We start from the raw sequence: 5905 nt of genomic DNA, 5'->3' as shown, positions 1-5905 counted from the left end.
CTCGGCCCGGTGGCGACCACGGACCGGCTGGCCCTCGGCTCGCGCCGGCGGATGCTGGCCGGCGAGGGCGTGGCCGCCGTGGACATGGAGTCCTCCTGGCTCGGCACCCTGGCCAACCGGCCGTTCGCGGTGGTGCGGGTGATCGTGGACGACGCGGAGACCAGCCTCTACCACCCGGCCACCGTGCCGAGAGGCCGCGCCGCCATCAACCTGCTGACGAAGATCGTCCCGGCGCTGGAGCGGTGGAGCGACGCGCTCAGCCCGCACCGGCGGGTCGTGCTGGCCTCGCCGCGCTCGTTCTGCGCGGGCGTGGAACGGGCGATCGACATCGTCGAGGAGGCGCTGGAGCGCTACGGCGCACCGGTGTACGTGCGGCGTCAGATCGTGCACAACGCCTACGTGGTCGCGGATCTGGAGCGGCGCGGCGCGGTGTTCGTCGAGGAACTCGATGAGGTCCCCGACGACGTCCCGGTCGTGCTCTCCGCGCACGGCGTGGCGCCGGCGGTCCGCGAGGACGCCACCCAGCGCGGGCTCACCGTCGTGGACGCGACCTGTCCGCTGGTCGCCAAGGTGCACACCGAGGCGCGGCGGGCGCTGCGCGACGGCAACACCGTGGTCTTCATCGGGCACGCCAACCACGACGAGTCCGAAGGCCTGCTCGGCGAGGACCCGGACCCGGCGAACCCGCGCATCCGGCTGGTGGAGAACGCCAGGCAGGCCAAGGAGCTCGAGGTCGACGACCCGAGCAGGCTCGCCTACCTCACCCAGACCACGCTGGCCGAGGACGAGGCCGCGGACATCGTCTCGGCGCTGCGGGCCACCTTCCCGACCATCGTCGAGCCGCCCTCCTCCGACATCTGCTACGCGACCACCAACCGGCAGCGGGCCATCCGGGACATCGCCGCCGAGGTGGACGTGGTGCTGGTGGTCGGGTCGCAGAACTCGTCGAACTCCAAGCGTCTGGTCGAGGTGGCCGAGCGGGCCGGGGCCGCCGCCTACCTGATCGACGGCGCGGACGAGATCGACCCGGCCTGGCTGGTCGGGGCGCGCTCCGTCGGCCTGACCGCGGGCGCCTCGGCCCCGCCGAAGCTGGTGGACGAGGTGGCCGACGCGCTGGCCGGGCTCGGCCCGGTGCGCCGGGAGGACCCGCCGGGGGTGGAGGAGTCGTACAAGTTCACCCTGCCGCCCATGCCGCCGCTGCGTACCGCTCGGCGCACCGGGGACGGCGCGGAGCCGTCCGCGGCCGAGGCGCGGACCGATACTGAAGTTGACCTTGATTCGGAAGTTGATGACGGGTCAGAAGTTGTCGAAGCACGTTCGGAAGTCGTCGACGGGGCCGAAGTGGCGGCGAGCACGGTCCCTGACGCAAGCACCGGGAGCTGATCGCCTTGTCCATTCCCATGCGGCAGTCCGCACGGATCGGCGCGTACCTGTTCAAGCAGAAGCTGAAGGGCGTCAAGAAATTCCCGCTCATCGTCGAGCTTGAACCGCTGTTCGCCTGCAATCTGGCGTGTCCCGGCTGCGGGAAGATCCAGCATCCGGCCTCGGTGCTCAAGCAGCGGATGCCGGTGGAGCAGGCGGTCGGCGCGATCGAGGAGTGCGGCGCGCCGATGGTGTCGATCGCCGGCGGCGAGCCGCTGATGCACCCGCAGATCGACGAGATCGTGCGCCAGCTGATCAAGCGCAAGAAGTATGTGTACCTGTGCACGAACGCGCTGCTGCTGCCCAAGCACATCCACAAGTTCGAGCCCTCGCCCTACTTCGCCTGGGTCGTGCACATCGACGGCCTCGAGGAGCGGCACGACGAGGCGGTGGACAAGAAGGGCGGGTTCCAGGGCGCGGTCGACGCGATCAAGCTGGCCAAGTCCAAGGGCTTCAAGGTCAACACCAACTCGACCTTCTTCAACAACGACACGCCGCAGGCCGTGATCGACGTGCTGGACTACCTCAACGACGACTTGGGCGTGGACCAGATGATGATCTCTCCGGCCTACGCGTACGAGAAGGCCCCGGACCAGGACCACTTCCTCGGCGTCACGCAGACCCGTGAGCTGTTCAAGAAGGCGTTCGCGAACGGCAACCGCAAGCGCTGGCGGCTGAACCACTCCCCGCTGTTCCTGGACTTCCTGGAGGGCAAGAAGGACTTCCAGTGCACCGCGTGGGGCATCCCGTCGTACTCCCTGTTCGGCTGGCAGCGGCCGTGCTACCTGATGAACGACGGGTACGTGAAGACCTACCGCGAGCTGATCGAGACCACCGAGTGGGACAAGTACGGTCGGGGCAAGGACGAGCGCTGCTCGAACTGCATGGCGCACTGCGGCTACGAGCCGACCGCCGTGCTGGCCACGACCTCCTCGCTGAAGGAGTCGCTGCGCGCGATGCGGGGCTGACCGAGCCCGCGTTTGGGGCGAGTATCGTTCGGGCAGGTCAAGGCATTCAGGACACTTTCAGAGAGCGCGGTTAGGCTCGAAAGGACCTAGACCAGCACGACGGTCGGCTGACGGCCGCGCAAGCACGGCGAGAGGCGATGCGAGAACTCGACCCGCAGCGCACGAGACGGCACAGGCAGCGGCGGCGGCGTTACGCCGCCATCTCTTCGACCTCGGCCGGGGTGGCGGCGCAGGATTCGCGACGGGAGGCGGCCGCGCCGAGCGGCGCGAATCCTACAGCGGCCCTTAAACCCCGGCCGAGGCCGAAGAGACGTTTTGCCGCCGCTGCACTGTGCCTGGGTGTTCTCGCAATTGGCGCGGTAGCCGGGTGCTTCGCCGAGCAGCGGGCCGACGCGCGGGGCGCAGCGAGCTTCACGCACACCACGCCGAAGGCGGTGCCCGCGCCACGGCCGCGGTCGAGCCGGTCGGCGGCGCCGCTCAGCCCGAAGGGGAAACTGAACCCGCAGAGCGAGCTGAAAATCGCTCCGCAGGGGGCGGAGCCGCCAACCGGGTCCGGCACCGTACCGTCGGCCGCGCCCGACACCGAGGCGGGTCCCGGGGTCTCCTTCGACGGGGCGTTGCAGGCCCAGTCCACGCTCCCGTCGATGACGCAGTCCAATCCGCTGACCGGGACCGCGTTCACCGGGCTACCGCAGATCGGCGCGCTGTTCGGCTACGACGGCACCTCGACCAGTACGCATTTCTGCTCAGGCAGCGTGGTCGCGAGCAACACCGGCGACCTGGTGATCACCGCCGCGCACTGCGTGTACGACTCGTCCTCCGGATCGCTCCTCACCGACATCGCGTTCGTGCCCGGGTACCACGACGGCCAGCAGCCCTACGGAGTGTGGACCCCGTCGCAGATCGTGGTCGCCCCGCAGTGGCTCAGCGACCAGGACCCCGACTACGACGTCGCCTTCCTGGTGGTGCATCAGTCGGGATCCACCCAGCGCATTCAGGATGCGGTCGGCGCGGACCAGCTCGGCGTCGATCCGGGCTTCGCGGCGCTCACCCAGGTCGTCGGCTATCCCAGCGACACGGACCAGCCGATCACCTGTACCGACTACACCAAGCAGTTCAGCCCCACGCAGCTGGAGTTCGACTGTCCCGGCTACCCGGACGGCACCAGCGGCGGGCCGTTCCTGACCGACGTGGACCCGCAGACCGGCGTGGGCACCGTGGTCGGCGTGATCGGCGGCTACGAGACCGGGGGCGACACTTCGGACGTGTCGTACAGCGCCTATTTCAGCGACGCGATCGACTCGCTTTTCCAGCAGGCCGAGGCGGCCGGTTGATCCATTCTTGAATTCCCGGAGATCTTTTCCGCGGCGGCCACGGGTGATCATTTCACCGGCGGCCGCTTTTTGATGTTGCCGCCGTTCTTCGGCATGGTTTCGGATTTGATATTGTGCGCAGCTCGTTTCATCCGTGAAACAGATCCGGAACTGATGTGACACCAGCGGCTGACACGGTGCGCGCACGTATTGAACGCAGGAGCTTTCTGCGCTCGACGTGCTCAACGAAGGTAAACGGCTCCACGTTCCCTCCGATCTCCCTCACCAATATCTGGACGGACGCTGTGCACCTCGATTACATCCCGTATCCCGCGACCGGCTATTCCTCCGGCGACGCCGCCTGGCAGCTGACCGCCGCCACCCTGGTCGGCCTGATGAGCCTGCCCGGCCTGGCCGTCCTCTACGGCGGCCTGGTGCAGAAGAAGTGGGCCGTCAACACGATGTTGATGGCCTTCTCCGCCTTCTCCCTGGTTTTGATCGTCTGGGCGCTGTGGGCGTTCAACATGGGCTTCGGCCATCCGTGGATCAAGACCACGGTCAACGGCTCGCCCAGCGGCTTCCTCGGCAAACCGGGGCCGGCCATGGGCGCCGGCCAGGAGGCGCAGGCGGATATCCCGCTGCTCGACGGGTTGATGCCGAAGTTCAACTTCTCGCAATCCGCGCTGTTCTATTTCCAGTTCGTCTTCGCCGCGATCACTCCGCTGCTCTGGCTCGGCAGCGTCATCGGCCGGATGAGCTTCAAAGCCTGGCTGGTGATCGTCCCGCTGTGGACCACCATCGTGTACAGCGCCGACGCGTTCATGCTCTGGGGCGGCGGCTATTGGGCCGGTAAGGGCGCCGTGGATTATTCCGGCGGCTATGTCATTCACCTGTCGGCGGGCACCGCCGGTTTCGTCGCGGCGGCGGTGATCGGACCGCGGCTGAAGCGCGACCGTGAGCACGGCGCGCCGAACAACCTGCTGCTGTGCGCGACCGGCGCCGGCATCCTCTGGCTCGGCTGGAACGGCTTCAACGGCGGCGACCCGTACTTCGCCGGGGCCGACGCCGCGGCCGCCGTGGTCAACACGAACCTCGCCACCGCGGCCGCGCTGCTGGTCTGGCTGATCATGGATTACGCGCTCAGCCCGACGAAGAAGCCGACGCTGCTCGGCTCGATCAACGGCATGATCGTGGGCCTTGTGACCATCACGCCCGCCGCCGGTTACGTCAACGGGCTCGGCGCGATCTGCCTCGGCGTGATCAGCTCGGCGATCGTGTGGACCGCCTGGTACAAGTTGTCGAAGGTGTGGATCTTCAAGAAGGTCGACGACACCCTCGGCGTCGTGTACACGCACGGCATCGCCGGCCTGTGCGGCGGCCTGCTGGTCGGCCTGTTCGCCGACCCGAACATGATCGTCTACCCGGCTGGCACCGCGAAGGGGTCGAGCGCCTTCTCGGTCACCGGCCTGTTCTACGGCAACCATTCCTGGCATCAGTTCTGGATGCAGCTGTTCGCGGCGCTGACCGTGATCGTGTGGACCGCGATCGGCACCTTCGTGATCCTGCGCGTGGTCGGCCTGTTCATCAAGCTGCGACTACCTGACGCGGTATTGGAGACCGGCGACCTCGCCGTGCACGACGAGGAGGTCTACCCGCCGCAGACGCTCACCGCGGTCGGCGCCGCGGCCGCACCTGCGGTCGCGCCCGCTCCGGCCGAGGAACCCGAGTCCGCCGCTTCATCCGGCGCATCGGAACCCTGATCCGTTGCGGCCGGCAGGTGAAGCTGATCACGGCGGTCATCCGGCCGGAGCACCTGGAGACCACGCGCCGGGCGCTGGCCGCGTTCGGCGCGCCCGGGATGACCGTGACGCCGCTGCTGTCCGGCTCGCGCTGGAATCGGCACCTGGAGGTCTACCGGGCCGAGGTGCTGGTCGCGGACCTGGTGCCGCGGCTGCGGATCGACGTGCTGGCGAACGACGAGGACGTCCCCGATCTGGTCGGGCTGCTGGCCCGCATCGGCAGGCCGCCGCACGGCGGGGACGACACCGGCCGGGTCTGGATCAGCGCCGTCGAACAGGTCGTCCGGGTACGCACCGGAGAACACGGCGAACCGGCGATTTGAGCGGACGGTAATCCGGCCACCTCGGCGAATCCGGCCGCGGCCACACCTGCGGGTGCGGTCCGCGCGCCGGATTCGCGCCC

5 protein-coding genes are annotated in these 5905 nt (G+C 68.5%); all 5 read left to right on the top strand.

The window, feature by feature from the left end; all coding sequences use genetic code 11:
- A partial coding sequence (gene ispH, locus VFB40_RS25360; protein ID WP_324854942.1) for a 4-hydroxy-3-methylbut-2-enyl diphosphate reductase occupies positions 1-1383 on the top strand: 1383 nt, incomplete at its 5' end.
- A 5-nt stretch (positions 1384-1388) separates the two neighbouring features.
- Entirely contained in the window at positions 1389-2390 is a 1002-nt protein-coding gene (hpnH, locus tag VFB40_RS25355) for an adenosyl-hopene transferase HpnH (RefSeq protein WP_324854940.1), read from the top strand.
- A gap of 644 nt (positions 2391-3034) precedes the next feature.
- On the top strand, positions 3035-3724 hold the full coding sequence (locus VFB40_RS25350) for a trypsin-like serine peptidase (RefSeq protein ID WP_324854938.1): 690 nt from the start codon (positions 3035-3037) through the stop codon (positions 3722-3724).
- Positions 3725-4008: 284 nt separating this feature from the next.
- Positions 4009-5463: an ammonium transporter gene (locus VFB40_RS25345; RefSeq protein ID WP_324854936.1), complete on the top strand. Its 1455-nt coding sequence runs from the start codon at positions 4009-4011 to the stop codon at positions 5461-5463.
- 17 nt (positions 5464-5480) lie between these two features.
- A complete protein-coding gene (locus VFB40_RS25340; RefSeq protein ID WP_324854935.1) occupies positions 5481-5825 on the top strand; it encodes a P-II family nitrogen regulator in 345 nt (114 codons plus the stop codon).
- Positions 5826-5905 lie beyond the last annotated feature (80 nt).

The sequence above is a fragment of the Actinocrinis sp. genome, assembly GCF_035650855.1.
Classification (GTDB): Bacteria; Actinomycetota; Actinomycetes; order Streptomycetales; family Catenulisporaceae; genus Actinocrinis.
The sequence above is the reverse complement of the archived record's forward strand: the minus strand, read 5'-3'. Positions and strand labels throughout refer to the sequence as shown.